Origin of the sequence: Blastomonas aquatica, assembly GCF_014639875.1 — a bacterium.
In the GTDB taxonomy this organism is placed as follows: domain Bacteria; phylum Pseudomonadota; class Alphaproteobacteria; order Sphingomonadales; family Sphingomonadaceae; genus Blastomonas; species Blastomonas aquatica.
In genome coordinates this window covers 290547-315582 of sequence record NZ_BMGD01000003.1, presented here as the reverse complement: position 1 = coordinate 315582, position 25036 = coordinate 290547, and the positions used below count along the sequence as shown (strand labels likewise).

Sequence of the window (25036 nt, the reverse complement as noted above, 5' to 3'; positions counted from 1 at the left end):
CGTCAATCGGCCCAGAAGGTCGCGCAGCCTAGGCTGGCCAGCGCCGGATCGCGGGTGATGACCACAAGTTCGTCGTGGATGGCCTGCGCCGCAATCATGCGGTCGAAGGGGTCGCGGTGTTCGCCGGGAAGCGATCCTGCGAGTAGTCCATTTAGAACGGTGACGCTTAGTTCACCGAAACCATCGGCCGCCGCCAGCTCCTCGAAATTCTCGAACACCGGGACGGCAGCCTGCCATTTTCCGATCCGGCATTTGGTCGCGATCTCCCAGGCGGAAACCGCGCTGACATAGATGGCATTCCTCTGGTCACCGATGACCCGAGCAACATCTTCTGGCAGGGCCGTGTCGCCCGTCCACCACCAGACGAGCGCATGGGTGTCGAACAGGTAATCGGTCATTCCCAGGCCCGGAGTTCTTCCTCGGGCAAGGGATCAAAGAAAAACGCGTCCGGTATGGGGGTCTTCAGCTTCAGCCGCCCAGGCCGCCGTTCCACCTTCGGCTTTTCCAGCGGCACGAGGCGCGCATAAGGCGTGCCCGCCTTGGCGAGGATGATCTCCTCGCCCGCATGCGCGCGGTCGAGCAGCTTGGAAAAGTGGGTCTTGGCGTCGTGGACGTTGACGATGCTAGTCATGATATCGAGGCTAGCCCATTGACCGGACTAAGTCAACGGACTAAGTCCACTGCATTCCCGGGTCGCAAAAGTGGCCCCCGTCCCCTATATGGAATCACCATGAACCAGTATGTGAATGTAACGAACGCCGATACGCCGATGCGCGATGGCACCATCAAGCTGCATGGGCCTGAAGGCTTCGAGGGCATGCGCAAGGCCGGGCAACTCGCCGCCTCGGTGCTCGATGCGCTTGCGCCCTTCGTGGTCGAAGGCGTCACCACCGCAGAGATAGACGCCAAGGCGCGCGAACTGATGATAGCCGGCGGCGGAATTCCTGCGACATTGGGCTATCGCGGATTCACGCATAGCTGTTGCACCTCGATCAACCATGTCGTGTGCCACGGCATCCCGGCAGATCGCAAGCTCAAGGACGGCGACATCATCAACGTCGATGTCACCCCGATCCTCGATGGCTGGCACGGTGATACCAGCCGGATGTATCTGATCGGCGATGTTGGCGTGAAGGCGCGGCGGTTGGTCGATGTGACGTACGAATGCCTGATGCTCGGGATCGAGCAGGCCAGGCCCGGCAACCGGATGGGCGATGTCGCGCACGCCATCCAGGCGTTCGCCGAGAAGCACCGTTATGGCGTCGTCCGCGATTTCTGCGGTCATGGCCTTGGACGGTTGTTCCACGACGCACCCGAAGTCGTCCACGCCGGACGCCCCGGCACTGGCCCCGAACTCAAGCCCGGAATGTTCTTCACCATCGAACCAATGATCAATATCGGCAAGCCGGCGGTGAAGATGCTGGAAGATGGCTGGACCGCCGTAACCCGCGATCGGTCGCTCTCGGCGCAGTTCGAACACTCAATCGGCATCACCGAAACCGGTTGCGAGATTTTCACCAAGAGCCCCGCAGGGCTTGATCGCCCGCCCTATTGATGACAGCCTGACTGGATTGGCTGGCACCGTAACCTGCACAAAATATAGGCAACTCCGATACCGCCTGCCCGCATTTCCATCATGGCTCGTAATAATGTTGCGATCGGGCCAAGCAATTGTAGCGGTTTGCGTCTTGGCACGTTAATTGTTTGGTAGCAGACAAAGGGGGACTCGGGAGGGGCGTCATGCGCCTGTCCGGCTTTTCCGCGCAATGTCACGGCGGCACGGGACAAACCGAGCCGCTCTCTCCCATCAGCGCCCTGCCCCGCCCTGGGGCCGGTCAGCCGAGCACAGGATGATCTGGAACACATGAAAAAGATCGAGGCGATCATCAAACCCTTCAAACTCGACGAAGTGAAGGAAGCGCTCCACGAAGTCGGCGTCTCGGGAATCACTGTTACCGAGGCCAAGGGCTTTGGACGGCAGAAGGGCCATACCGAATTGTATCGCGGTGCCGAATACATCGTCGACTTTCTCCCCAAGGTGAAGCTGGAAGTGGTTGTTGATGACGCGCTCGCTGTCCGTGTGGTCGAGGCGATCGCAGCGGCGGCGCAGACCGGCCGCATCGGCGACGGCAAGATTTTCGTGATCCCAGTGGAAACCGCTTTGCGCATCCGCACGGGTGAACGCGATAACGACGCGGTCTGACCTACAGGGCACGCGCATTCAGGAGAGGCCTGCTTTCGCAAGGCCGCAAGAACACACGTCAGTTCCACCAGAGGGGGGGCCGGGAAACGGGCCCAGACCAGACATCAAGAAGAGGGAAAGCTAACATGGCAAAGACCGCCAAAGACATTCTGGCAATGATCAAGGAAAACGAGATTGAGTGGGTCGATGTTCGCTTCACCGATCCCAAGGGCAAATGGCAGCACCTCACGATGTGCGCCCGCGTCATTGGCGAGGACGAACTCGAAGATGGCCTGATGTTCGACGGTTCTTCGATCGAGGGCTGGAAGGCGATTAACGAATCCGACATGATCCTGCGTCCCGACATGGACGCGGCCTATATCGATCCGTTCTCGGCCGACCCGATGCTCATCCTGTTCTGCGACATCGTCGAGCCCGGTACCGGCGAATTGTATGCTCGCGATCCGCGCAGCACCGCCAAGCGCGCCGAGGCCTATCTGCAGTCGACCGGCATCGGCGACACCGTCTATGTCGGCCCCGAAGCCGAATTCTTCATGTTCGACGATGTGCGTTTCTCGGACGGCTATGCCGGATCGATGTTCGCGATCGACGACATCGAGTTGCCGACGAACTCGGGCCGCACCTATGAAAGCGGCAATCTTGCCCACCGCCCGCGCGCCAAGGGCGGTTACTTCCCCGTGGCTCCGGTCGACAGCGTTGTCGACATCCGCGCCGAAATGGTCAGCACCATGCTCGAAATGGGCCTGCCCTGCGACAAGCACCACCATGAAGTCGCCGCCGCGCAGCACGAACTCGGCCTCACTTTCGGCACGCTGACCGAAACCGCCGACCGCATGCAGATCTACAAGTATGTCGTCCACATGGTCGCGCAGGCCTATGGCAAGACCGCGACGTTCATGCCCAAGCCGATCAAGCAGGACAATGGATCGGGCATGCACACCCACATCTCGATCTGGAAGGAAGGCAAGCCTTTGTTCGCCGGAAACGGCTATGCCGGGCTGTCGGATATGTGCCTGTACTTCATCGGCGGCGTGATCAAGCACGCCAAGGCGCTCAACGCGTTCACCAATCCGACCACCAACAGCTACAAGCGTCTGGTGCCCGGCTTCGAAGCGCCTGTGCTGCTGGCATATTCGAGCCGCAACCGCTCGGCGTCGTGCCGCATCCCTTATGGCACCGGCGAAAAGGCCAAGCGCGTGGAATTCCGCTTCCCCGACGCGATGGCCAACCCGTATCTGTGCTATTCGGCGCTGCTGATGGCGGGCCTCGATGGCATCCAGAACAAGATCCATCCCGGCGAGGCGATGGACAAGAACCTGTACGACCTGCCGCCCGAAGAGCTGAAGGAAGTGCCGACCGTCTGCGCATCGTTGCGCGAAGCACTCGACTCGCTGATCGCCGACCACGACTTCCTGCTCAAGGGCGATGTGTTCCTCAAGGACCAGATCGAAGCCTATATCGAGATGAAGTGGGCTGAAGTCTCGCGTTGGGAAACCACGCCTTCGCCGGTCGAATTCGACATGTACTACAGCTGGTAAGCTTTTACCTGCTCACTTAACAAAAAAGCGCCTCGGGAAACCCGGGGCGCTTTTTTGTTAAGTGAGCAGGGTGTGCGTGCCGCGATCAGCGGCAACGCGCGCCACTGCGATCGACTGCGCGTCCGGCAACTGCTCCACCGGCAGCTCCCAGAATGGTCCCAAGCGTGCTCGATCCACCCGGTGCGATCACATTGCCGAGCGCACCCCCGGCAAGGCCGCCAACGATCAGGCCCGTGGTGCCATCTGGACGACGGCAATAATACCGGCCGTCCTGCCCACGATACACGCGGTCGTTGTTGCTCAGCCGCCGCTCGCGCTGACGCGGGTTTTCCCGATAATACCGTCCGGCGTCATAACCGCCGTAGGCGGGGTCGGGACGATTATAATCAAATTGACGGAAATTCGAACCACCACGGTTGCCAAAGCCACCGCCGGCGCATCCACTTACCACTGTCGCCGCCGCCAGCGCTGCTCCCAGGGCCCATGTCTTCTTGCTAAACATTGTCATGATGTTCCTCGCTTTAACTGACAAAGGGACGCCTCATGGCGGCAATCCGTTCCCGTTCGGGACAATTTTCGTCGCACCAACACGAACTGTACCAGCTTGCTCGTGCCACCATCAGGCGCGACAACTGCGTCAACGCCGCGTTGTCGCTATGCTTACGTCCTGCTATCTCCACAAAAAGCGGCACGACGGTGAGAGACAAGACATGACAGGCGTTTTGGCAAGGACGATCGGGACTTGCACCACCGCTGCAGTGTTGCTGCTGGCGGGGTGCAGCGGTTCGGATACGTCGCCACTGGGGATTTCGATCATCGATTCATCGCCGGTGAACAACCTCGATGCCGCCGAGCTTGCGCCTGCGGCAGAGTATTTGCGCGCCGCGACATCGCAAGGACTGGTCCGGCTGGATTCGTTGGGAAACATCGTTCCCGCACTGGCCGAACGCTGGATCGTCACCGACGATGGCCTGAGCTATATCTTTCGCCTGCGCAATGCCCGCTGGGAAAACGGCGACGTCGTGACATCCGAGCACGTCGCGGCAGCATTGCGACGCCGACTGAATATCGAAGCCCGCAGCGCGATCGGCGCGGATACCATCGTGGTGCGCGATATCCGATCGATGACCGGGCGGGTAATCGAGATCCGTCTGCTCGCACCGCAGCCAGATCTGCTACGTATCCTCGCGTTGCCGGAGTTGGGTATCCGGCGCAGCGGGCGCGGCACCGGGCCGCTCGTTGCCGACAGGCAGCAATATTGGACCCTTCTTACCGAACGGGTCGATGACTCGATCGAACCAGAGCAGCGCCGCCCGGTCCGCCCTCTGCAGGTCCGCACCGAAAACGCGGCGCACGCGATCGCTCGGTTTTCGATGGGTGAGACAACCATGGTGCTGGGCGGTCGCTTCGAGCACCTGCCCTATCTGAGTGCGGCGTCAGTGCCCGACAATGCGGTGCGCGCGGACCCGGTGATCGGGTTGTTCGGACTGCTGGCGGTGAACGAGCGCGGCTTTCTGGGCGATCCTGCCAACCGCGAGGCAATCGGTCTTGCGATCGATCGCGATGCGTTGATGACGCCACTGGGCATTCGCCAGTGGCAGACGCTGACCCGGATCATTCCGTTGGGGCTTGATCGCTATACGCCTTTAGTGGGAGATCGCTGGGCAAACCTCTCGCTGGACGAACGGCGCGACCTGGCCCGCGGGCGGGTCATCCGCTGGCGTCAGGAGCAATCAGGATCGCAAGATGCGCTGCGTATCGCCATGCCTGAAGGTCCTGGCAGCCGACTGGTTTTTGCGCGGCTCAGGCGCGACCTGGCGCAGATCGGGCTGGAAAGCCGCATGGTCGGTTTGAAGGACACAGCGGATTTGCGCCTGATTGATGCGGTCGCGCGGCACCGCCAACCTTCATGGTTCCTCAATCAGCTGGCCTGTTCGGTGCGCCCAGTATGCGACAAGGATGGCGATGTGCTGCTGGCGCACGCACGCCGGGCGGTGGACCCAGCAATCCGCGCACAGAAAATGGCCGAGGCGGAACTGTCGATGACCAGTGCCAACATCTACATCCCGCTGGGTGCACCGGTGCGGTTTTCGCTGGTTGCCGGGAATGTCCCAGGGTTTGCGATTACTGCCGATGGCTGGCACGCCTTGCCCGACCTGGTCGCCATCCCCAGATAAGCAGGCGCAAGGGGCTTGGGAGTGAACGATGAAGACGATCCGGCCTGAACAGATACAGCAGATCAAGGCGGCCCAGATGAAGCTGATGGCAGCCGCGATCGGAAACGATCCAGCAGCGATCCGCAAACGGATCGAGATGATGGAGCAGGTGCTGGAACGCAGCTTTACCCTGCCGGGTATGTCCCGCAAGGTTGGCCTCGACTTCGCGCTGGGGCTGGTGCCGGTGGTTGGCGATATAATTACTGGCGCGATGGGGCTGTATATCGTCTGGGAAGCGCGCAACCTGGGCATGTCAAAATTTCAGTTGATGCGGATGGCGGCCAATGTCGGTTTCGACAGTCTTTTGGGTGCGGTGCCGATCGCAGGCGATGTCTTCGACCTTTTCTGGCGGTCAAACACCCGCAATCTCAAAATAATCCGCAAGCACCTCGACAAGCACCATCCTTGTGCACGCGTGATCGAGGGGTGAGTCGCGAACCGAATCACTTTTCAGCAAACGTCGCGACCGATCTGCCGCGCCTCGATGACACCGGTAGACAGCCAGACTTTGCAATCGTGTGCAAAGATATGACCCTCCTGACACCGTGAACCCCAACGAAATCAAAGGGTTTGCCAAGTCCGATGCAATTGGTTAGGCCCCCGCTGCAGGCTCCAATAAGCAAAAAAAAGGGCCAGCCCGAAGGCTGACCCGATAAAGTTTTTAGGAGAGGATGCCTGAAAGGCATGATCAATATGGGTCAGTGGCCCTGATTGTGCAAGTGCGAAATAACCCGCCAAAGTTGCAAAGAGTGCAACTGAAGTGACGCAAAACCGCACTGCTCGCGACATTTGCAATTGCACATTTCCGCTGCAGTGCAATAATGCGGTCGACTATGGCCATGCGAAGACTTCCCCCCCTGCGATCCCTCGAAGCGTTTTTGCGCGTCGCGCGACTCGGCTCTGCGAAAGCGGCCGCCAGCGAACTTGCGCTCTCCCCTTCGGCGTTGAGTCGCCGGATTGGCGGGCTTGAAGACTTTGTCGGCAAGAAATTGTTCAAACGGCATAACCAGCAGCTCAAGCTCAATGAAGCAGGCGAAGCCTTGTTCGCCAGTGTCGCTCCTGCAATCGACGCACTGGCCGATGCGGTCGCCGCGCACATGGATGATAGCCGGGTACTGCGTCTGAGGCTTGGCATGTTGCCGCTGTTCGGCAGCCAGCGGCTCGTCCCGCGGCTGGGCGAATTGCGCAGGCTGTATCCGCTGCTGCACATTGATGTCGATACGTCCGGCCATGGCGAGGCCCGGCTGGGCGATACGCTCGATGCCGCGATCATCCTGTCTGAAAACCCCGATCCTGCGCTGCACTCGGTACGGCTCGATCGCAACTATGTCTACGCCATTGCCTCGGCGGAGCTGGTCGAGAGCCTGGGATCGACCCCCGATCTGGCACAACTCAACCGCCAGACGATCCTGATCCACAACGACATGCCGGAATCGTTCGATGCCTGGAAGCAGGCGCTGCAACTCAATGATCTGCAGCCTGCGTCAATCGATCATATCGACAGCGGACCGTTGATGCTCGAAGCCGCCGCGCAAGGGCTGGGGATCGCGATCATGCATGACGATCACCTCACCCGCTCGGGCGATAAAAGGCTGGCCAAGCTGTTCGATGTACGGGTCGAAAGCCCGTATAGCTATTGGTTCGTGTGCAAGCCGCGCGCACTGGAAACCCGCGCCGTGCGGCTGTTCCACGACTGGCTGGTCGAGGCAGACATATAAAAAAGCCCTCCCGTTTCCAGGAGGGCTTCTTCAATCTTAGATTAGCAGATCAGGCCACCGTTGCCGATGCGATCACACCAGGCTTTGCCGGCGGTTCACCCTTGGGAAGCGCATGAACGTGTTCCATACCTTCGACAACCTGGCCCCAGACGGTGTACTGGCGATCGAGAAAGCCTGCATCGGCGAGGCAGATGAAGAACTGGCTGTTCGCGCTGTTCGGGTCCATCGTGCGCGCCATCGAGCAGATGCCTTCGACATGGGGTTCGTCGTTGAATTCCTGCTTCAGATCGGGCTTCTTCGATCCGCCGGTGCCGGTGCCGTTGGGGCAGCCACCCTGCGCCATGAAGCCTGCGATCACGCGGTGGAACTTCACGCCGTTGTAGAAGCCTTCGTTGGCGAGTTCGACGATGCGCTCGACGTGGCCGGGAGCGAGGTCGGGGCGCAGCTTGATGACGACATCGCCGCCGTCCTGAAGGTGAAGGGTAAGCGTCTCAGCGGTCATATGCAGTCCTTTGATGGCACGAGAATTGGTGCGGCCGATATAGCGACGCGCAGGCGAATGTCACCCCTGCCAACACCCACCGTATCGGGATTGCTTTTGCAGGTGCGAACCGCCACACACTGGCGATTGCGCCCCGGGCGCACCCTCACCCAGCCAGAAAGGAGCGGCATGTGACCGAACAGACCGATGCCCAGCTCCGCGACTACGCACCCCATGATGGCTCTGATGCCAGCACCAGCCTGGACGACGATAACCGGCTGCTGCCCGGCTTCGTCAGCCAGGTATGCAACGCGCTGGACGAGGGTGAGGAGGAGACCGTCTATGATCTGGTAGAGCCGCTGCATCCCGCCGACATCGCCGATCTGTTCGAGCTGGTGCAGCGCGAGTATCGCGGGCCGCTGGCACGCGCAATCACCGATCTGCTGGGCGCCGATGTGCTGACCGAGCTCAACGATTATGTCCGCGACGACGTGATCGACGCCCTACCCGCAGCGCAGGTGGCGGAACTGGCCGGGCAACTCGAGACCGACGACGCGGTCGCGATCATCGAGGAGATGGAGGAGGCCGACCAGCGCGCGGTGCTCGCCGAGCTGGAACCGGCCGATCGCGCCGCGATCGTCGATGCGCTCTCGTTCCCCGAGGAATCCGCCGGTCGCCTGATGCAACGCGATCTGGTCGCGGTGCCGGAGCATATGAACGTCGGCCAGCTGATCGATTACCTGCGCGAACATGCCGATCTGACCACCGAGTTCTGGGAAATCTTCATCGTCGACCCGCAGCATCGCCCGGTCGGCACCTGCCAGCTCAGCTGGATCCTGCGCACCCCCCGGCATATCGCGCTTGCCGATGTGATGAAGCGCGACCAGACGCTGATCCCCACCGATATGGATCAGGAAGAGGTCGCGCTGCGCTTCCAGAAATATGCGCTTATCTCGGCCGCGGTGATCGACGGCGCAGGACGCCTCGTCGGCCAGATCACCGTCGATGACATCATCCACATCGTCCAGGAAGAGGCAGGCGAGGATATCCTGCGGATGTCCGGCGCGGGCGAAGGCGACATCAACGAACCGATCCGCCAGTCGTACAGCAGCCGGGTGCGCTGGCTGATCGCCAACCTGGGCACCGCGCTGGTCGCCAGCAGCATCATCGCTCTGTTCGGCGGCGCGATCGAGCAACTTGTCGCGCTCGCGGTGCTGATGCCGATCGTGGCGTCGGTCGGCGGCAATGCCGGCACGCAGACCATGGCGGTCGCGGTTCGCGCGCTGGCGATGAACCAGCTCACCGAATCGAACACCCGGCGCATCGTGGCACGCGAACTGCGGATCGCGGTGCTCAACGGTGCCACAGTTGCGGTGCTGACCGGGATCGGAACCGCGCTCGTGTTCGCCGACGTGATGCTGGGCGGGGTGATCGCGGTGGCGATCCTCGTCAACATCATCATTGCAGGCATGGCGGGTGTCATTGTGCCGGTCACCCTCGACCGGCTTGAACAGGACCCTGCGGTCGCCAGCTCGGTGTTCGTCACCATGATCACCGATTCGATGGGCTTTCTGGCGTTTCTGGGCCTCGCTGTCGCCAGCGGCCTAGCGAGTTTCTGAAGCCATGGCGCTCGGGATGACCAAGATCGCGTTCGGCGCGACCAGCGTGACTTCGCTGCGGCAATGGATCGAGAGCCATGCTCCGCTCGGGGAGGCACGGCTGACCACACGCTATATGCCCAAGCGGCACGAGGAGATGGCGGGTGGATCGCTGTTCTGGATCTTCAACAAGGCGATTATCGGCCGCAGTCCGCTGCTCGGCTTCATGGACAACGGCCAGGGCCGCTACTGGATCAGGATCGAGCCCCGGCTGATCGCAGTGCAGTCCATCCCCCGCCGCGCGCACCAGGGCTGGCGCTATCTTGAGGAAGCCGATGCACCTGCGGATTTGGGCGACGGCAGCGCCGATGTCGATGCGATGCCGGCAGATATGCTGGGCGAACTGGCAAGATTAGGGTTGGTTTGAGAGGCTGCCAAATGTCCTCCCTTTTTCGTCATCCTGAACTTGTTTCAGGAGCCATAGTGCCCCGATCACTGAAGCTACGTTGAGAGAAATGGGCCCTGAAACAAGTTCAGGGTGACGACGTATCTAACGGACCGCGGGGCCTCTGACAGGCTCATGCTGAGCGGAGGTTGGTGGGAGACCTCCGGTTCATCGCCTCAAGCCATCGCCTTTTCGCGGACCTTGCGGATCACGTTGACGAAGGTCTCGGCTTCCTGCGCGCCGGGGACCAGGTATTTGCCGTCGAAGATGATCGCCGGAACACCGCTGATGCCCTGTTCGATCCAGTGATCGAGATGCGAACGGACCGCAGCTTCGTTGTCGGGGTCGTTGAGCACCGCGCGGCCATCTTCCGGATCCAGCCCGACATCGGCGACGACATTGAGCAGCACGTCTTCATCGCTGACATCGCGATTGTCCTGAAAATACGCCGCAAAAAACGCCATCTTCAGCCGCGTCTGCGCGTCGCTACCCTGGGTTTCGCCGGCCCAGGTGAGCAGCTGGTGTGCCTTGAAGGTGTTGTAGATCCGCATTCCGGGGCTGTGGTTGAACGCAAAACCCAGCCTATCGCCGGTTTCCTGCAGCCGCGAGCGGTTGGCTGCGCTCTGTTCGGGCGACGCACCGTACTTGCGCGCGACATGCTCTGAGATCGCCTCGCCCTCGGGCGCCATTTGGGGGTTGAGCTCGAACGGGTGCCAGGTGATCTGCGGCTCAACCTCATCACCGATAATTTCGAGCGCCTTTCGCAGCTGCTTGTAGCCGATGATGCACCACGGGCAGACCACGTCGGACACGATATCGATCTTGAGCGGATGGGCGGTCATTGAAGATCTCCTAAAAGGCTGTCGGCGCGCCCCGGAAAGCGCAAGCATACCGTGTTTTGGCGCGCCTGTCAGCCTTCTGGCGGATCAGCGGGTCGGTACCGGGGTTTCGCCCGAATAGTCATAGAACCCGCGCTTGACCTTCCGGCCCAGCCATCCGGCCTCGACATATTTCACCAGCAAGGGCGCAGGGCGGAACTTGGGGTCGCCGGTCGAGCTGTGTAGCACCTGCGTGATGCTGAGGCAGGTATCGAGCCCGATGAAATCGGCCAGCGTCAGCGGACCCATCGGGTGGTTGAGCCCTAATTGCACCGCAGCGTCGATGTCTTCGATCGTCGCCACGCCCTCGCCCAGCGCGAAGCACGCTTCGTTGAGCATCGGCAGCAGGATGCGATTGACGATGAAGCCCGGCGCATCGTTGGCCTGCACCACGCGCTTGCCGATCCGCTCCGCGTAAGCGCGGACAAAATCGACCGTCGCGTCAGAGGTCGCAAGGCCCCGGATCAGCTCGATCAGCCCCATGACCGGGACCGGATTGAAGAAGTGCACGCCGACAAAGCGTGACGCATCCGTCGTGGCGGCCGCCATCCGGGTGATCGGGATCGACGAGGTGTTGCTTGCCAGAATCGCATCGGACGCCAGCACCTTGCCGACGTTCTCGAAGATCGTACGCTTGATGTCCTCGCGCTCGGTTGCCGCCTCGATGATCAGGCCGGCCTCGGCCATCGGCGCATAGTCACCCACCGGCTCGATCCGCGCCAGCGCAGCGTCCGCATCGTTCGCCTCGAGCTTGCCCTTCTCGACCGCGCGCGCCAGCTGCTTGGCGATGCCCGCCTTGCCCTTTTCGGCAAGCTCGACCGATACGTCGGAGAGGAACACGTGGATGCCCGCCTGCGCGCTGACCTGCGCAATCCCTGCGCCCATCTGGCCCGCGCCGATAACTGCCATTTTGTCCATAAGTGCCTCTTTCTGGTGCCGCAGGAATAGGATAGGCCCGCCGCATAACCGATGATTTCGTCTCTGGCTAGGATCGAACACCGTCATGCTATCCGCCCTGCTTCTCGCTGCTACCGCTGCTGCTTCCGCACCCGTCCCCGGCGAGGTCAAGGTGTTCAAGGATTGGTATGTTGCCTGCGATAATGTCTGGTCGTGCGAGGCGGGAACGTTGGGCCCGGTTGATGGCGATTTCACAGGTGCGATGGCGCTGCGGATTCATCGCGGTGGCGGCCCCCACGCGCCGCTCCGCATCCAACTCACGCCGGGCGAGGACATGGCGAGCGGTCCTGCCAGGCTGAAGATCGATGCACGCCCATTGCTCGCCGGATCGCCAGATGCCGAGGGCGACACACGGCTCGACGAAGCGCAGTCGCTGGCGATCGCGCGAATGCTCGCAAGCGGCAGCAACGCATCGCTCATTCTTTCCGATGGCAAGCCCCTGCCGGTTTCGCTCGCCGGGTCGTCGGCGGCCTTGCGCTACATGGATTCGGTCCAGCAGCGCGCGGGTACCATCGGGGCGATCATCGCCACGGGGACAAAGCCCGATAGCGCCCTGCCCCCGGCACTGCCGCAGCTGACCGCGCGCGCTGCCTCAAAGCTCACCGAGCTCCCTGATCTCAGGCGTTACCCCCAGATCATCGCCGAGACCGGGTGCGAATACCGGATGGAGGGGGTAGAAGATACCGTGCACCCGCTGGGCCAACGCGGTGGGCTGGACATGGCATTGGTACTGATCTCCTGCGATTCGGGCGCGTACAATTTCGGTTCAGCGGTGATGGTCGCCACCCGGCCAATGGAAGACCCCAATGCAGGGTGGGAATTTGCCCCCGCCAAGTTCGATAGCGCCACTGGTTGGGGCGACGACGATCAGGTGGCGCAGGTGGTCAACGCCGATTTCGCGCCTGAAACCGGTACGCTTTATGACCGCGCCAAGGGTCGCGGGATCGGTGATTGCGGTGTCGCCAGCAGCTATGTCTGGGATGGCGAGAAGTTCCACCTCAGCGAAAAGCACGAAATGGGCGAATGCCGCGGGGTGTGGGAATGGCCGCGCGTGTGGGCCACCGAGGTATTGTTGGTGCGCTGAGCGGGCTCACAGCCTGCGCGTCATGCACATGCTGAACGGGTCTTCGGTGTAGTCGCCAAACGGCGCACACCGCTCGAAGCCGTGCTTGCGATAAAGCGCATGCGCCGGCTGAAACGGCTCGGGCAAACCGGTTTCCAGGCTCAGCTGGGTGTACCCGCGCAACCGTGCCTGCGCGATCAGGTGCAGCAGCATCCGTTCGGCCAGCCCCTGTCGCAGAAACGCTGGGTCGGTGCGCATCGCCTTGAGTTCACCATGGGTTGCGTCGATCTGCTTGAGCGCACCGCATCCTGCCAGGGCGCCCCCGACCCGGATCGACCAGAAGGTGACATCGGGCGCGCGAAGTCGCTCGACCGGGAAGGAGTGGACGCTGCAGATCGGCGAATGGCGCGCCATCTCGGCCAGGTGATATTCGAGCAGCGCGATGATGTCGCCCCCGCTCAGGTCATCCTCGACAATCTGGATATCAGCCGCTGCTGCTACCTGCGCCATACGCACCCCCTGTTGGCTGGAACTTTCGTCCGTGCCAATCATTGCCGCATAGACGCTTGCATTTCCACCGTCACTTGATGACGAAACTTGATTTGCGCGCTGCTGCCAACCCGCCTAATCCGCACTCCTGACCCAAGGAGCTGTCCTATGCGCCTGTTCCTGCTGTTTGGAGCCTTAATGATGTCGTTGTCCACTCCCGCCGCCGCCTCGTCCGACACCGCTGCCGAACCCGGCTGGTCGCTGGTGATCCATGGCGGCGCCGGGATCCTCGAACGGTCACGCATCTCGCCCGAAACCGACGCTGCGGTCCGTGCCGCGCTGGCCAAGGCGCTCGAGGCCGGATCCGATGTGCTGAGCTCGGGCGGGGCAGCGATGGACGCGGTCCAGGCCGCGATCATGGTCCTGGAAAACGACCCCAATTTCAACGCCGGCCATGGCGCGGTTTTCACCTATGAGGGCACCAACGAGCTCGACGCGGCGGTAATGGATGGCGCAGACCGCAAGGCCGGTGCGATCGCGCGTGCCAGCCAGACCAAGAACCCCATCCTGCTTGCGCGCAAGGTGATGGATGAAAGCCCGCACGTGCTGCTGTCGGGCGAAGGCGCGGACCGGTTTTCCGCCGAGCAAGGTCTCGAGCAGGTCGACAACGCCTATTTCGGCACCCCCGAGCGCAAACGGCAGCTTGAAGAACTGAAGGCCAAGAAGGTCGGCTGGTTCGATGTCGATCTGAAATACGGCACCGTCGGCGCGGTTGCGCGCGATGCGCAGGGCAATGTCGCGGCAGGCACATCGACCGGCGGCCTGACCGGCAAGCGCTACGGCCGCATCGGGGATTCACCGCTGATCGGCGCGGGCACCTATGCCGACAATCGCAGTTGCGCGATTTCCGCTACCGGCGCGGGCGAGTTTTTCATCCGGGTGGGCGTTGCGCATGAAATCTGCACCCGCATCCGCATCAAGGCCGAGGCACGCGCCGAGTTCCTGGCGCAGGAAGGCAAGCGCGGCGGGAGCAAGCTCGACGCGGCGACGCGCAAGGACCTGCTCGCCGGCGCGCTGAATGCTGACGAGGTCCAGGAGATCGCGGACGCTGTTATCGGCGAAATGGGCGCATTGGGCGGATCGGGCGGGATCATATACCTCACCCCCTGGGGCCATCAGGGTTACAGCTTCGACACCCCGGGAATGTTCCGCGGGATGGCGAGCAGCGATGGCAGCAACAGCGTGGCGATCTACGGCGACGAGTGATCGTCAGCTGGGGTTCTTGTCCGGCTTGGCGAGCCTGACCTTCTGGGCAGCGATGAACTCTTCCATCTTCGCTTCCATCACCGGCAACGGCACCGATCCCAGCGCGAGATACGCATCGTGGAACGGCCGCTGGTCGAACCGGGTACCCAGTTCAGCCTCGGCCTTTGCGCGCATCTTGCGCAGGCTAAGCTCGCCCAGTTTATACGCCAGCGCCTGCGCCGGCCACGAGATATACCGATCGACCTCGGTCTCGACATCGCGCTGTGCGAGCGCGGTGTGGCTGGCCAGATAATCGATCGCCTTCTGCCGGCTCCAGCCCTTGGTGTGGATGCCGGTATCGATCACCAGCCGCACCGCGCGCCACATCTCGAAGGTCTCGCGGCCGAACTCCTCGTATGGCGTTTCGTACATGTCGAGCTTGGTGCCGAGCCATTCGGTGTAGAGCCCCCAGCCCTCGCCATAGCCCGAGAAATAGGTCTGGCGGCGGAAGTCGGGACGGTCAGGCGCCTCGAGCGCCACCGCCGCCTGGAAGCTGTGCCCCGGAATGCATTCGTGCAGCGCCAGCGCGGTGAGGTTGTACAGCGGCCGCGAGGGCAGATCATAGGTGTTGAACAGGCAGCTCTCCAGCCCGCCACGCCCCGAGGTATAGATCGGCGCGATCTCATCGGGCACCGGGCGGATCGTGAAGCGATAGCGCGGCAGCAGGTTGAACGATTCCTTGAGCTTGCCGTCCATCTTCTTGGTGACATAGGCGACATACGACAGCAATTCGCGCGGGGTCTTGGCATAGAATTGCGGGTCGGTGCGCATGAACTGCAGGAACTCGGGAAATGTGCCCTTGAACCCGGTTTCGCGCATCGTCTTCTGCATGTCGGCATCGATCCGCGCGACCTCTTTCAGGCCGATCTCGTGGATCTGTTCGGGTGTCAGGTCGAGCGTAGTGAAGACCTTGATCATGTCCTGATAGTACTGCTTGCCATCGGGCAGCGAATACGCATCGATTGTCGTGCGCGCCTTGGGCATATATTCAGCCCGCATGAAGGTCAGCAGCTTGGTGTAGGCGGGCACCACCGACACTTCGATCGCCCGCAGCGCATCTGCGCGAAGCGCGGCCTGGTCCGCTGCGGGGATGCTGGCAGGCATCGTGCGAAAGGCGTCGTAGAACGGGTTCGCCTCGCCGGCCACGGTATAGGCCTCAATCGTCGCATCGCGACCTTCGATGCCGACCCGCGGCACGGTATAGCCGCGCGCGAGCCCGGCGCGCATGTTGACGGTGTGCTCGTCGAAATAGCGCGGAATGTCGGCCATCCGCCCCAGAAAGCGGCGGTATCCGGTGGCGGTGGCGAAGCCTGCGCGCGGATTCAGCCCGCCCCAGAAGAACGTGTCGCTGTTGAACGGCGCTTCATAAGTCTTGTATTCCAGGCCCTTGGCGTTCTCCCACACCGATTGGCGGAACACCGCAGCGTTGACCTGCTCTTCGGGCGAAAGCTGGTCCATCGGGATCGCATCGAGCTGTTTCAGCACATCGGTCCAATAGGCCAGCCGCCGCGCCTGCGCCTCGGCGGTTTCGCTGGAGAACCTGTCACCCTGGACCCAGCGGTCACCTTCCTTCACCCGGGCATATTCGCCCTGCCGCCATTCCCATTCGGCATCGTAGATTGCGCGCAGCTTCGCATCCATCGGGCCGGGGGCGGGTTTCGCCGCGGCAGTGGGGACAGCGGGAGCGAGCTCGTCTTGAGCGAACGCGGGCGCTGCCGTGATGCTCGCGGTGCTGAGCAGAAGCGAAAGCAGAACAGTTGATGCGCGCATGATAGGCGACCCCGGATTGGCAGAGATGTGGTGCGCCGCATTAGACGCAGGCCGGGGTCGCGGGGTCAAGGGGTTGGGGGAGTTTTCGTATACGGAAAACTCTAACTATCAGTTTTTCTTCCGTTCTCCGGCGAAAGCCGGAGTCCAGAGCGATGATAGTGCAACACCGCCCTGGGCTCCGGCTTTCGCCGGAGAACAGCGATTTTCAGTCCGGTTTGCGCTTCAACAACGCCGAGCGCAAACACCGGCACACCACCTCGTCGCGCTGGTTGATCAGCTCGTGAGTGAAGGTCACGATTCCGGCATTGGGGCGTGACTTCGATGGCTTGAGCTCGGTGACTTCGCTTGTCGCGCGCATGGTATCGCCGATGAATACCGGCTTGGGCATCACCAGCTTGTCATAGCCCAGGTTCGCCACCAGCGTGCCCAGCGTGGTATCGCCCACCGACAGCCCGACCATCAACGCGAAGGTGAAGGTGCCGTTGACGAGGATATGCCCGAACTCGCTCGCCTTCGCGGCCTCGACATCGAGATGCAGCGGCTGCGGATTGTGGGTCATCGTGGTGAACAGCAGATTGTCGGTCTCGGTCACCGTGCGGCGGATCTCATGCTCGATCCGGTCACCGATGTTCCATTCGTCAAAAAATTTGCCTGCCATCGTGTTTCCTTTTGAACCCCTCTCCCCCGAGGGAGCACCACCTTACCCCTCTCCCCCCCGAGGGAGAGGGTTGCGAAGACTTGGCAGCTTGCTGCCTAGTCGAAGCTGGGAGAGGGGGCGGCAACGCCAGCGTTGTCACGCCACCCTTCACCCTCATCCAACTGCGTATCACTCCGGCGCCGCCTCGATCCGCACCAGCAACGCCTCGACCTGCACCTGCGCACCCTCGCTGGCGTTGAGCTCCGCCACCACGCCATCAAACGGCGCAACCAAAGAATGCTCCATCTTCATCGCCTCCAGCGTCAGCAGCTTCTGCCCCTTGGTGACCGATTGCCCCGCCAAGACATCCACCGCGATCACCTTGCCCGGCATCGGGGAGAGGATCGAACCGCTTCCCGCCGCCGCATGGCCCGAGCCGCGCGCGACAAGGTCGAACGCATAGGCCGTGCCATCGGCAAACAGGATCGCCTGATCACCGCTCACATACCCTGTCACCACCGCAGCTTCTGTGTGTGCAGGGAGGTAACAGTCCACTGTATCGTCCCCGACCGAGATCACCCGATCGCCAATCGCTGCGATGTCGACCGTCCGGGTTTCGCCAGCGCTGGTCAGCGTCACTCTATGCGCCTGCGCGGCATTGAGGCGGAAACCGGCAATGCGCGCCTGCTCGGTCGAATCCTGAACCAGCCGGGCGGCGACGTCGAACAACGCGTCTTCGGGCTCGCTGGGCGGGATCAGCGCGTCGCCCGCCCTGGCGATGAAGCCTGTGTCCAGATCGGCCTCGACAAAGCTGTCCGACCAGAGCGCGCGGACGAGAAAGCCGGCGTTGGTCCTGACCGGCCAGACCTCGGTCTCGCTCACGGCCTGCGCCAGCGACGATATGGCATCGCTGCGCGTCTCGCCATGGCAGACGATCTTGGCGATCATCGGATCATAAAAGGGCGAGACCGCCCCGCCCTGCTCGACCCCGGTCTCGATGCGGTCAGCATCGCCGAACACCAGATGCTCCAACCGCCCAGTACTCGGCAAAAACCCCTTCGCCGGGTCCTCGGCATACAGTCGCGCTTCCATCGCCCAGCCGTTGATGCTGAGCTCGTCCTGCCTGAGCGGGATCGGCTCGCCGCTCGCCACGCGCAACTGCCATTCGACCAGATCGACCCCGGTGATCTCCTCGGTCACCGGGTGCTCGACCTGCAACCGCGTGTTCATTTCCATGAACCAGATGCGATCGGCGCGCAGCCCTTCGGAGCCATCGGCGATGAACTCGATGGTGCCCGCGCCCTCATAATCCACCGCCTTGGCCGCACGCACCGCAGCACCACACACCGCCTCTCGCGTCGCTTCGTCCATGCCGGGGGCTGGCGCTTCCTCGATCACCTTCTGGTGGCGGCGCTGCAGCGAGCAATCGCGTTCGAAAAGATGGACGACATTGCCGTGAGAGTCGCCGAACACCTGCACCTCGATATGGCGCGGGCTTTCGATCCATTTTTCGAGCAGCACGACATCATTGCCGAAGCTCGCCGCCGCCTCGCGCTTGCAGCTGACGAGCGCATCTGCGAAATCCACCGGGGCATCCACTTTCCGCATCCCCTTGCCGCCGCCGCCCGCGACCGCCTTGATCAGCACCGGATAGCCGATGTTGGCCGCTTGTTCGGCGAGAAAATCGGGGTCCTGATTGTCGCCCAGATAGCCCGGCGTGGTGGGCACGCCGGCCGCGTCCATCAGCTTTTTCGCCGCGTCCTTGAGCCCCATCGCGCGGATCGAAGCTGGCTTGGGGCCGACCCAGATCAGGCCCGCATCGATCACGGATTGCGCGAACTCGGCGTTTTCCGAGAGGAAGCCGTAGCCCGGGTGGATCGCCTCTGCGCCGGTAGCCTTGGCAGCCGCAATGATCTTCTCACCCACCAGATAGCTCTCGCGCGCAGGCGACGGCCCGATATGCACCGCCTCATCGGCGGAACGCACATGCAGCGCCTTTGCGTCGGCGTCCGAGTAGACCGCGACCGTGCGGACACCCATATCGCGGGCGGTGCGGATGATCCGGCAGGCGATCTCGCCCCGGTTGGCGATGAGGAGGGATTTCAGCATGGATTCTATCCTGAAAATCCTCCCCGAGCTTGTCTCGGGGAGGGGGACCGCCCGGCACTTGCCGGGTGGTGGAGGGGCAATCGCGCCCGGGCATATTGAACGATGCCATCAGCGACCGCAGCGCAATCTTCGAGAACGTCGCTGGCGGGTATCCGCAGGGTTTCGATCCCTTGCGATTTCAACCAAGCATCGCGGCGCTGGTCCCGTTCGGGACGGTCACCACAGTCGTGCGACTGCCCGTCGATCTCGGTCGCAAGCCGCGCATCGGCACAGAAAAAATCCAGGACATACTCGCCGCTTGGGTGTTGTCTGCGAAACTTCAAACCGTCGGGTTGCGTCTTCAGCAGCTTCCAAAGAAGCACCTCTGGCAGGCTCATGTCCTTGCGGAGGCGGCGTGCGCGGGTGACGGTTCCAACTGCGGGCTTTGGGGCTTCATCCTTCAACACGAAGAACCCCTCCACCACCCGCTGCGCGGGCGGTCCCCCTCCCCGAGCAAGCTCGGGGAGGATTTAAGCCAAACACACCCCATCACATCCGGAACACGCCAAACCGCGTGCCCTCCTCGACCGGTGCATTCAGGCACGCCGCGAACGCCAAGCCCAATACGTCCCTCGTCTGCGCGGGGTCGATGATGCCGTCGTCCCACAGCCGCGAGGTGGCGTGGTAGGGGCTGCCCTGCGCCTCATAGTCATCACGGATCGGCTGCTTAAACGCCTCGGTCTGCTCCGGCGTCCAGCTGTCGGCATCGCGGTGGACGGTCGCCAGCACCGACGCGGCCTGCTCGCCACCCATCACGCTGATGCGGCTGTTTGGCCAGCTGAACAGGAAGCGGGGCGAATAGGCGCGCCCGCACATGCCGTAATTGCCCGCGCCGAAGCTACCGCCGATCAGCACGGTGACCTTGGGCACACTCGCGGTCGCCACTGCGGTCACCAATTTGGCGCCATGTTTGGCGATGCCTTCGGCCTCGTACTTGCCACCGACCATGAAGCCGGAGATGTTCTGGAGGAACAGCAAGGGAATGCGCCGCTGGCAGGCGAGCTCGATGAAATGCGCGCCCTTGACCGCGCTTTCGCTGAACAGCACGCCGTTGTTGGCGAGGATCGCGACCGGCATCCCCCAGATGTGCGCGAACCCGCAGACCAAGGAGCTGCCGTACAGCGCCTTGAACTCGTGGAACTCGCTGCCGTCGACGATGCGCGCGATCACCTCGTGAACGTCATACGGCGCGCGGACATCGGACGGGATGATGCCGTAAAGCTCCTCGGCGTCGAACTTTGGCGCGCGTGGTTCGCGGACATCGATGTTGGGCTTGGGGATCGGCCCCAGGTGCGAGACGATATCGCGCACGATGGTCAGCGCGTGTTCGTCATTCTCTGCGACATGATCGACCACGCCCGATTTGCGCCCGTGCAGATCACCGCCGCCCAGATCCTCAGCTGTTATCTCCTCGCCCGTCGCGGCCTTGACCAGCGGAGGCCCGGCGAGGAAGATCGTGCCCTGGTTGCGCACGATCACGCTCTCGTCGGACATCGCAGGGACATATGCGCCGCCCGCAGTACAGCTTCCCATCACGCAGGCGATCTGCGGGATGCCCTTGGCGGACATATTGGCCTGGTTGAAGAAGATTCGGCCGAAATGGTCGCGGTCGGGGAAGACTTCCGCCTGGTGCGGCAGGTTCGCCCCGCCGCTATCGACCAGATAGATGCACGGCAGCCGGTTGGCCTCGGCAATCTCCTGCGCGCGCAGGTGCTTCTTCACCGTCATCGGGTAATAGGTGCCGCCTTTGACGGTGGCGTCGTTGCACACGATCATGCACTGGCGGCCCGAGACGCGGCCGATGCCGGCGATCATCCCCGCGCCTGGGATTTCGCCTTCGTACAGGTCGCAGGCGGCCAGCTGGCCGATCTCGAGGAACGGCGAGCCCGGATCGAGCAGCCGCTCGACGCGCTGACGCGGTAGCAGCTTTCCGCGCGATGTGTGCCGCTCACGCGACTTGGCGTTGCCGCCGAGCGCGGCTTCGGCCACCTTGCTCCACAGCTCGTCGCGCAGGGTGATATTGTGCGTGTATGCTGCGCGGTAAAGGTCTGAATTTGTATCGATCTTGGTGTCGAGCGTAGGGGCGGTCATCCCTCCTCTCCCTTTACGGGAGAGGAGACCAAAGCCTTGGCAGCTTGCTGCCTAGGCGACGTTGGAGAGGGCCGCCCCCCTCTCCAGGTGCGGCTAGCCGATGAACCGGCAAGCCTTACCATCCTCTCCCGCAAGGGGAGAGGAGCTTCCAATTGGATATCTGCAGCCATCACCGCGCTCCGATCAGTTCACGCGCGATCAAAAACCGCCGGATTTCGTTGGTGCCCGCGCCGATGTCGTACAGCTTGGCATCGCGCAGCAAGCGTTCGACCGGCCAGTCGGTGGTGTAGCCCGCCCCGCCCAGCGCCTGGATCGCCTCGAGCGAGCACTTCACCGCATTCTCGCTGGCCAGCAGGATTGCGCCGGCGGCATCGAACCGCGTCGTCTTGCCCGCATCGCAGGCGCGCGCGACCGCGTACACATAGGCGCGCGCGCTGTTCAGCGCGACGTACATGTCGGCGACCTTGGCCTGCACCATCTGGAACGATCCGATGGGTGATCCGAACTGCTTGCGCTCGCGCACATAGGGCAGCACCACATCAAGGCACGCCTGCATGATGCCCAGCGGCCCTGCGGCAAGCACCGCGCGCTCATAATCCAGCCCGCTCATCAGCACGCCGACGCCGCCGTTCAGCGGCCCCATGATATTCTCTTGCGGAACAAAGCAATCGTTGAATACCAGTTCTGCCGTGGGGCTCCCGCGCATCCCCATCTTGGCTATCTTCTGCCCGATCGAAAAGCCCGGCATGTCCTTTTCGATGATGAACGCGGTGATCCCGCCCGAACCCTCTCCGGTCTTGGCATAGACGATCAGCGTCTGCGCATAGGCCGAGTTGGTGATCCAGAACTTGGTGCCATTGAGCCGGTAACCGCCCGCGACAGCCTCGGCCTTGAGCTTCATCGACACGACGTCCGATCCTGCGCCGACTTCCGACATCGCGAGCGAGCCGATGTGCTCGCCCGAGATCAGCCCGGGCAGATACTTGGCCTTCTGTTCCGGATTGCCCCAGCGGCGCAACTGGTTGACGCACAGGTTGGAGTGCGCACCGTACGACAGCCCCAGCGAGGCGCTCGCGCGGCTGACCTCTTCCATCGCGATGACATGCTCGAGATAACCAAGGCCCAGCCCGCCGTCTTCCTCGCCCACGGTGATGCCGTGCAGTCCGAGCGCGCCCATCTGCGGCCACAATTCGACCGGGAACCAGTCCTCGGCATCGATCTTCGCGGCGATCGGCGCGATCTTGTCGGCGGCAAAGCGCGCGGTGGTGTCGCGGATCATGTCCGCAGCCTCGCCAAGCGCGAAGTCGAATTCGGGGAGCGTCGACATGGGGATGATCCTCTCGTTTATCGTTCGATTGAAGCGGCTTTTAGCCCGAGCGGTCAACAAAGGAAAATTGATATCGTCAGGGGTTTATCCTAGACGCTGTCTATGATCGAACGCTATCTGCTGCGCTACTTCCTCGCCGTGGTCGAGCATGGCAATTTTACGCGCGCGGCCGAGAGCTGCAACGTCACCCAGCCGACACTGTCGGTGGGTATAGCGCGATTGGAGGAGAGCGTCGGCCAGCGATTGTTCCACCGGTCGAACCGGCGGGTTGATCTCACGCCGACCGGCGCGCAGTTCGCCGAACACGCGCGCCGGATCGAGGCACAGTTCAACCTCGCCGAAGTGGCGATGAAGCAGCGCCAGCCCGAGGCGATCATCCGGCTTGGCGTGCTCGCCACCCTCCCCACCAGCATGGTGGCCGACATCGCAAAAGCGCTGGGCGGGATTGACGGCATCCGCACCGAGTTCGTCGAGGGCCGCGCCAGCGAGCTGCAGGACCGGCTCGATGCCGCGCGGATTGACCTTGCAATCACCACCGAGCCACAGGGCCGGCTGCGCGACAGCTTCGAACCGGTGGCGAGCGAAGGCTATGGCCTCGCTTTGCCCGCATCGCACCCGCTGGCGGAGCGCACCTCGATCGCCGCGCACGAGCTCGCCGACAACGTGATGCTGGTGCGCCGCCATTGCGAGTTGCTCACCGCGACCAGCCAGCACTTCACCGCGCGCGGCGTCCGCCCCTTCTTCGCCGCCCGCTCCCGCAGCGACGACCGCATCCTGGCGCTGGTCGCAGCAGGCGTCGGCGTGACGGTGATGCCGGACTGTTTTGTCGTGCCCGGCGTGGCGCGGGTGCCGATGGAAGACTTCACGCATGTGCGGACTTTGGGAGTGCTGATGCGCGAGGCGGACGCGGTGCCAGAGGCGGTGGTGGCGCGCGTGCGCGGGGTGCTGGCGGAGCGGATTGGGGGGGCGTGGGGGGATGGGGGGTAGTGGAGTATTCAACCCGTCACCCAAGCACCCTGCTAGGTTCTTTATGCTCAACCGACTATGGCAGAGTTCAGGGAAAAATAATTCGAGTTCTATTTTGCGTAGTTCACGTACACAATACTGGTAAATCGCCAAGACGCCTTTGAGTTGCACGCACGAATTTTAATTGATAATTACCGACAAAAATTCGGTGCAGTCGCGCTCGCAAAAGGGTAGCATAAGCTTCTGGCTACGAGTTTTGTAACGTTGGGAGCAGCCGCAATGGCATCTATCGAGTCAATTAAAGACCTAGTTAGACCACCATTTGCTAATTATGATATCGTAGTATATTTCGGATGCGGCCTATTTTCTTTGCCATTCATAATGCATTATACAGAAGACCTAAATATTCAGATTACGAGTTTTAATTTTTAGATCAGCTCTTCTTTTGTATCCACTTTAATAAATTCGTTAACTGCACTATTTTCGGTATATATACTAGGCCACATCATTGCATATGTAGGCAGTGAGACTATAGAAAAGGTTATGGACAGCCTTTTTGGCAAACCAAGCACAATAATATTACTCGGATGTAAATCGCATGGAAATATAAACGAAGTAATTCGAGGTAGATTAAAACAAGGAGCTCAAAAAAACTTTGAGAAAGGTAGAAAAATTAGAGGAGCATTACGCTTTCTGATACATCTGCCTGCAGTTCCGACTTATATAGTTGTGTGGGTTTCAAACTGGTTTGGATTCTTTAAAACTCGTATTCCTGAATACCTACTCGACGCAGCGGATCTTAAATTGACCACTAAATTCCCTGACGCGAAATCAATAAGTCAAGATACGCAGTGGTTTAAAGCACTTGAATCAGTTGTCATCAACAAAAATCCGACGGCTACTGCGCGTATGTACAATTATCTTGTGATATCCGGCCTATTTCGGTCAATATGCACAATATTTTTGGGTGCACTATGGATTGAATTGCTCATGCATATTTGTCGTGTGCTTGGCCATACCCCGCCAGACAGCTTGATCGTAATAGGGGACAATTCAACACTAACGAAATTAATTAGTTATCTTGCCATAAGTGTCGTTTATTTGTTTTCTCTTTTTTCTTATCTAAAGTTCCAACGACGCTATGCGGAAGAGGCAATCTTCGCCTATGTCAATCTAGAGAACTAGTAGCTTCAGGCCAATTCCGGT

The 25036-nt window shown here is 61.7% G+C and carries 25 protein-coding genes; 12 read left to right on the top strand and 13 right to left on the bottom strand.

Features of this window, described 5'->3' with window-relative positions:
- Window positions 1-2: 2 nt before the first annotated feature.
- Together IEW00_RS09540 and IEW00_RS09535 are read right to left on the bottom strand one after the other, a co-directional pair.
- The gene (locus IEW00_RS09540; RefSeq protein ID WP_188514170.1) at window positions 3-398 is read right to left on the bottom strand and encodes a type II toxin-antitoxin system VapC family toxin; all 396 of its coding nucleotides are present in this window, start codon (window positions 396-398) and stop codon (window positions 3-5) included.
- The gene (locus IEW00_RS09535; protein ID WP_188514169.1) at window positions 395-631 is read right to left on the bottom strand and encodes a type II toxin-antitoxin system Phd/YefM family antitoxin; all 237 of its coding nucleotides are present in this window, start codon (window positions 629-631) and stop codon (window positions 395-397) included. The genes IEW00_RS09540 and IEW00_RS09535 overlap by 4 nt, the downstream gene beginning before the upstream one ends.
- Before the next feature lie 99 nt (window positions 632-730).
- On the opposite strand from IEW00_RS09535, the gene map reads away from it, so the two are divergent.
- The 3 genes from map to glnA all read left to right on the top strand — a co-directional run bounded on the left by map (window position 731) and on the right by glnA (window position 3741).
- Entirely contained in the window at window positions 731-1555 is an 825-nt protein-coding gene (gene map / locus IEW00_RS09530) for a type I methionyl aminopeptidase (RefSeq protein WP_188514168.1), read from the top strand.
- A gap of 309 nt (window positions 1556-1864) precedes the next feature.
- On the top strand, window positions 1865-2203 hold the full coding sequence (locus IEW00_RS09525; RefSeq protein ID WP_188514167.1) for a P-II family nitrogen regulator: 339 nt from the start codon (window positions 1865-1867) through the stop codon (window positions 2201-2203).
- Window positions 2204-2328: 125 nt separating this feature from the next.
- Window positions 2329-3741 (top strand): type I glutamate--ammonia ligase, encoded by a 1413-nt coding sequence (glnA, locus tag IEW00_RS09520; RefSeq protein ID WP_188514166.1) that lies wholly within the window; start codon window positions 2329-2331, stop codon window positions 3739-3741.
- An 85-nt stretch (window positions 3742-3826) separates the two neighbouring features.
- On the opposite strand, the gene IEW00_RS09515 is transcribed toward glnA, so the two are convergent.
- Window positions 3827-4249, bottom strand: a complete 423-nt coding sequence (locus IEW00_RS09515) for a glycine zipper 2TM domain-containing protein (RefSeq protein WP_229736930.1) — start codon at window positions 4247-4249, stop codon at window positions 3827-3829.
- 202 nt (window positions 4250-4451) lie between these two features.
- On the opposite strand from IEW00_RS09515, the gene IEW00_RS09510 reads away from it, so the two are divergent.
- The 3 genes from IEW00_RS09510 (at window position 4452) to IEW00_RS09500 (ending at window position 7675) form a co-directional block, all read left to right on the top strand.
- Entirely contained in the window at window positions 4452-5918 is a 1467-nt protein-coding gene (locus tag IEW00_RS09510; protein ID WP_188514165.1) for an ABC transporter substrate-binding protein, read from the top strand.
- A 76-nt stretch (window positions 5919-5994) separates the two neighbouring features.
- Window positions 5995-6387: a DUF4112 domain-containing protein gene (locus IEW00_RS09505; protein ID WP_188514572.1), complete on the top strand. Its 393-nt coding sequence runs from the start codon at window positions 5995-5997 to the stop codon at window positions 6385-6387.
- Window positions 6388-6790: 403 nt separating this feature from the next.
- The gene (locus IEW00_RS09500; protein ID WP_188514164.1) at window positions 6791-7675 is read left to right on the top strand and encodes a LysR substrate-binding domain-containing protein; all 885 of its coding nucleotides are present in this window, start codon (window positions 6791-6793) and stop codon (window positions 7673-7675) included.
- A gap of 49 nt (window positions 7676-7724) precedes the next feature.
- On the opposite strand, the gene IEW00_RS09495 is transcribed toward IEW00_RS09500, so the two are convergent.
- Window positions 7725-8177: a peptidylprolyl isomerase gene (locus tag IEW00_RS09495; RefSeq protein WP_188514163.1), complete on the bottom strand. Its 453-nt coding sequence runs from the start codon at window positions 8175-8177 to the stop codon at window positions 7725-7727.
- Between the two features lie 170 nt (window positions 8178-8347).
- On the opposite strand from IEW00_RS09495, the gene mgtE reads away from it, so the two are divergent.
- On the top strand, window positions 8348-9775 hold the full coding sequence (gene mgtE / locus IEW00_RS09490; RefSeq protein WP_188514162.1) for a magnesium transporter: 1428 nt from the start codon (window positions 8348-8350) through the stop codon (window positions 9773-9775).
- A gap of 4 nt (window positions 9776-9779) precedes the next feature.
- Window positions 9780-10181: a DUF1489 family protein gene (locus IEW00_RS09485; protein ID WP_188514161.1), complete on the top strand. Its 402-nt coding sequence runs from the start codon at window positions 9780-9782 to the stop codon at window positions 10179-10181.
- 194 nt (window positions 10182-10375) lie between these two features.
- Here IEW00_RS09485 and IEW00_RS09480 read toward each other — a convergent pair whose 3' ends face one another.
- Entirely contained in the window at window positions 10376-11041 is a 666-nt protein-coding gene (locus tag IEW00_RS09480; RefSeq protein WP_188514160.1) for a DsbA family oxidoreductase, read from the bottom strand.
- 84 nt (window positions 11042-11125) lie between these two features.
- Window positions 11126-11995, bottom strand: a complete 870-nt coding sequence (locus IEW00_RS09475; protein ID WP_188514159.1) for a 3-hydroxybutyryl-CoA dehydrogenase — start codon at window positions 11993-11995, stop codon at window positions 11126-11128.
- An 85-nt stretch (window positions 11996-12080) separates the two neighbouring features.
- On the opposite strand from IEW00_RS09475, the gene IEW00_RS09470 reads away from it, so the two are divergent.
- The gene (locus IEW00_RS09470) at window positions 12081-13118 is read left to right on the top strand and encodes a DUF1176 domain-containing protein (RefSeq protein ID WP_188514158.1); all 1038 of its coding nucleotides are present in this window, start codon (window positions 12081-12083) and stop codon (window positions 13116-13118) included.
- Window positions 13119-13124: 6 nt separating this feature from the next.
- Here IEW00_RS09470 and IEW00_RS09465 read toward each other — a convergent pair whose 3' ends face one another.
- Window positions 13125-13607 (bottom strand): GNAT family N-acetyltransferase, encoded by a 483-nt coding sequence (locus tag IEW00_RS09465; RefSeq protein WP_188514157.1) that lies wholly within the window; start codon window positions 13605-13607, stop codon window positions 13125-13127.
- Between the two features lie 147 nt (window positions 13608-13754).
- Between IEW00_RS09465 and IEW00_RS09460 the strand changes: the two genes are divergently transcribed.
- A complete protein-coding gene (locus tag IEW00_RS09460) occupies window positions 13755-14852 on the top strand; it encodes an isoaspartyl peptidase/L-asparaginase family protein (protein WP_188514156.1) in 1098 nt (365 codons plus the stop codon).
- Between the two features lie 3 nt (window positions 14853-14855).
- Here the strand turns inward: IEW00_RS09460 and IEW00_RS09455 are convergent, their stop codons facing one another.
- The 6 genes from IEW00_RS09455 to IEW00_RS09430 all read right to left on the bottom strand — a co-directional run bounded on the left by IEW00_RS09455 (window position 14856) and on the right by IEW00_RS09430 (window position 22864).
- Window positions 14856-16661: a DUF885 domain-containing protein gene (locus IEW00_RS09455; RefSeq protein WP_188514155.1), complete on the bottom strand. Its 1806-nt coding sequence runs from the start codon at window positions 16659-16661 to the stop codon at window positions 14856-14858.
- 205 nt (window positions 16662-16866) lie between these two features.
- The gene (locus tag IEW00_RS09450; protein WP_188514154.1) at window positions 16867-17319 is read right to left on the bottom strand and encodes a MaoC family dehydratase; all 453 of its coding nucleotides are present in this window, start codon (window positions 17317-17319) and stop codon (window positions 16867-16869) included.
- Between the two features lie 168 nt (window positions 17320-17487).
- Window positions 17488-19407, bottom strand: a complete 1920-nt coding sequence (locus IEW00_RS09445; protein ID WP_188514153.1) for an acetyl-CoA carboxylase biotin carboxylase subunit — start codon at window positions 19405-19407, stop codon at window positions 17488-17490.
- A 5-nt stretch (window positions 19408-19412) separates the two neighbouring features.
- Entirely contained in the window at window positions 19413-19784 is a 372-nt protein-coding gene (locus IEW00_RS09440) for an endonuclease domain-containing protein (protein WP_188514152.1), read from the bottom strand.
- Window positions 19785-19935: 151 nt separating this feature from the next.
- On the bottom strand, window positions 19936-21537 hold the full coding sequence (locus IEW00_RS09435) for a carboxyl transferase domain-containing protein (RefSeq protein WP_188514151.1): 1602 nt from the start codon (window positions 21535-21537) through the stop codon (window positions 19936-19938).
- Window positions 21538-21706: 169 nt separating this feature from the next.
- A complete protein-coding gene (locus IEW00_RS09430; RefSeq protein ID WP_188514150.1) occupies window positions 21707-22864 on the bottom strand; it encodes an acyl-CoA dehydrogenase family protein in 1158 nt (385 codons plus the stop codon).
- A 102-nt stretch (window positions 22865-22966) separates the two neighbouring features.
- Between IEW00_RS09430 and IEW00_RS09425 the strand changes: the two genes are divergently transcribed.
- Window positions 22967-23851 carry a LysR family transcriptional regulator gene (locus IEW00_RS09425; protein WP_188514149.1) on the top strand — a complete coding sequence of 295 codons (885 nt, stop codon included), beginning with the start codon at window positions 22967-22969 and terminating at the stop codon, window positions 23849-23851.
- Window positions 23852-24373: 522 nt separating this feature from the next.
- A complete protein-coding gene (locus IEW00_RS09420; RefSeq protein ID WP_188514148.1) occupies window positions 24374-25015 on the top strand; it encodes a hypothetical protein in 642 nt (213 codons plus the stop codon).
- Window positions 25016-25036 lie beyond the last annotated feature (21 nt).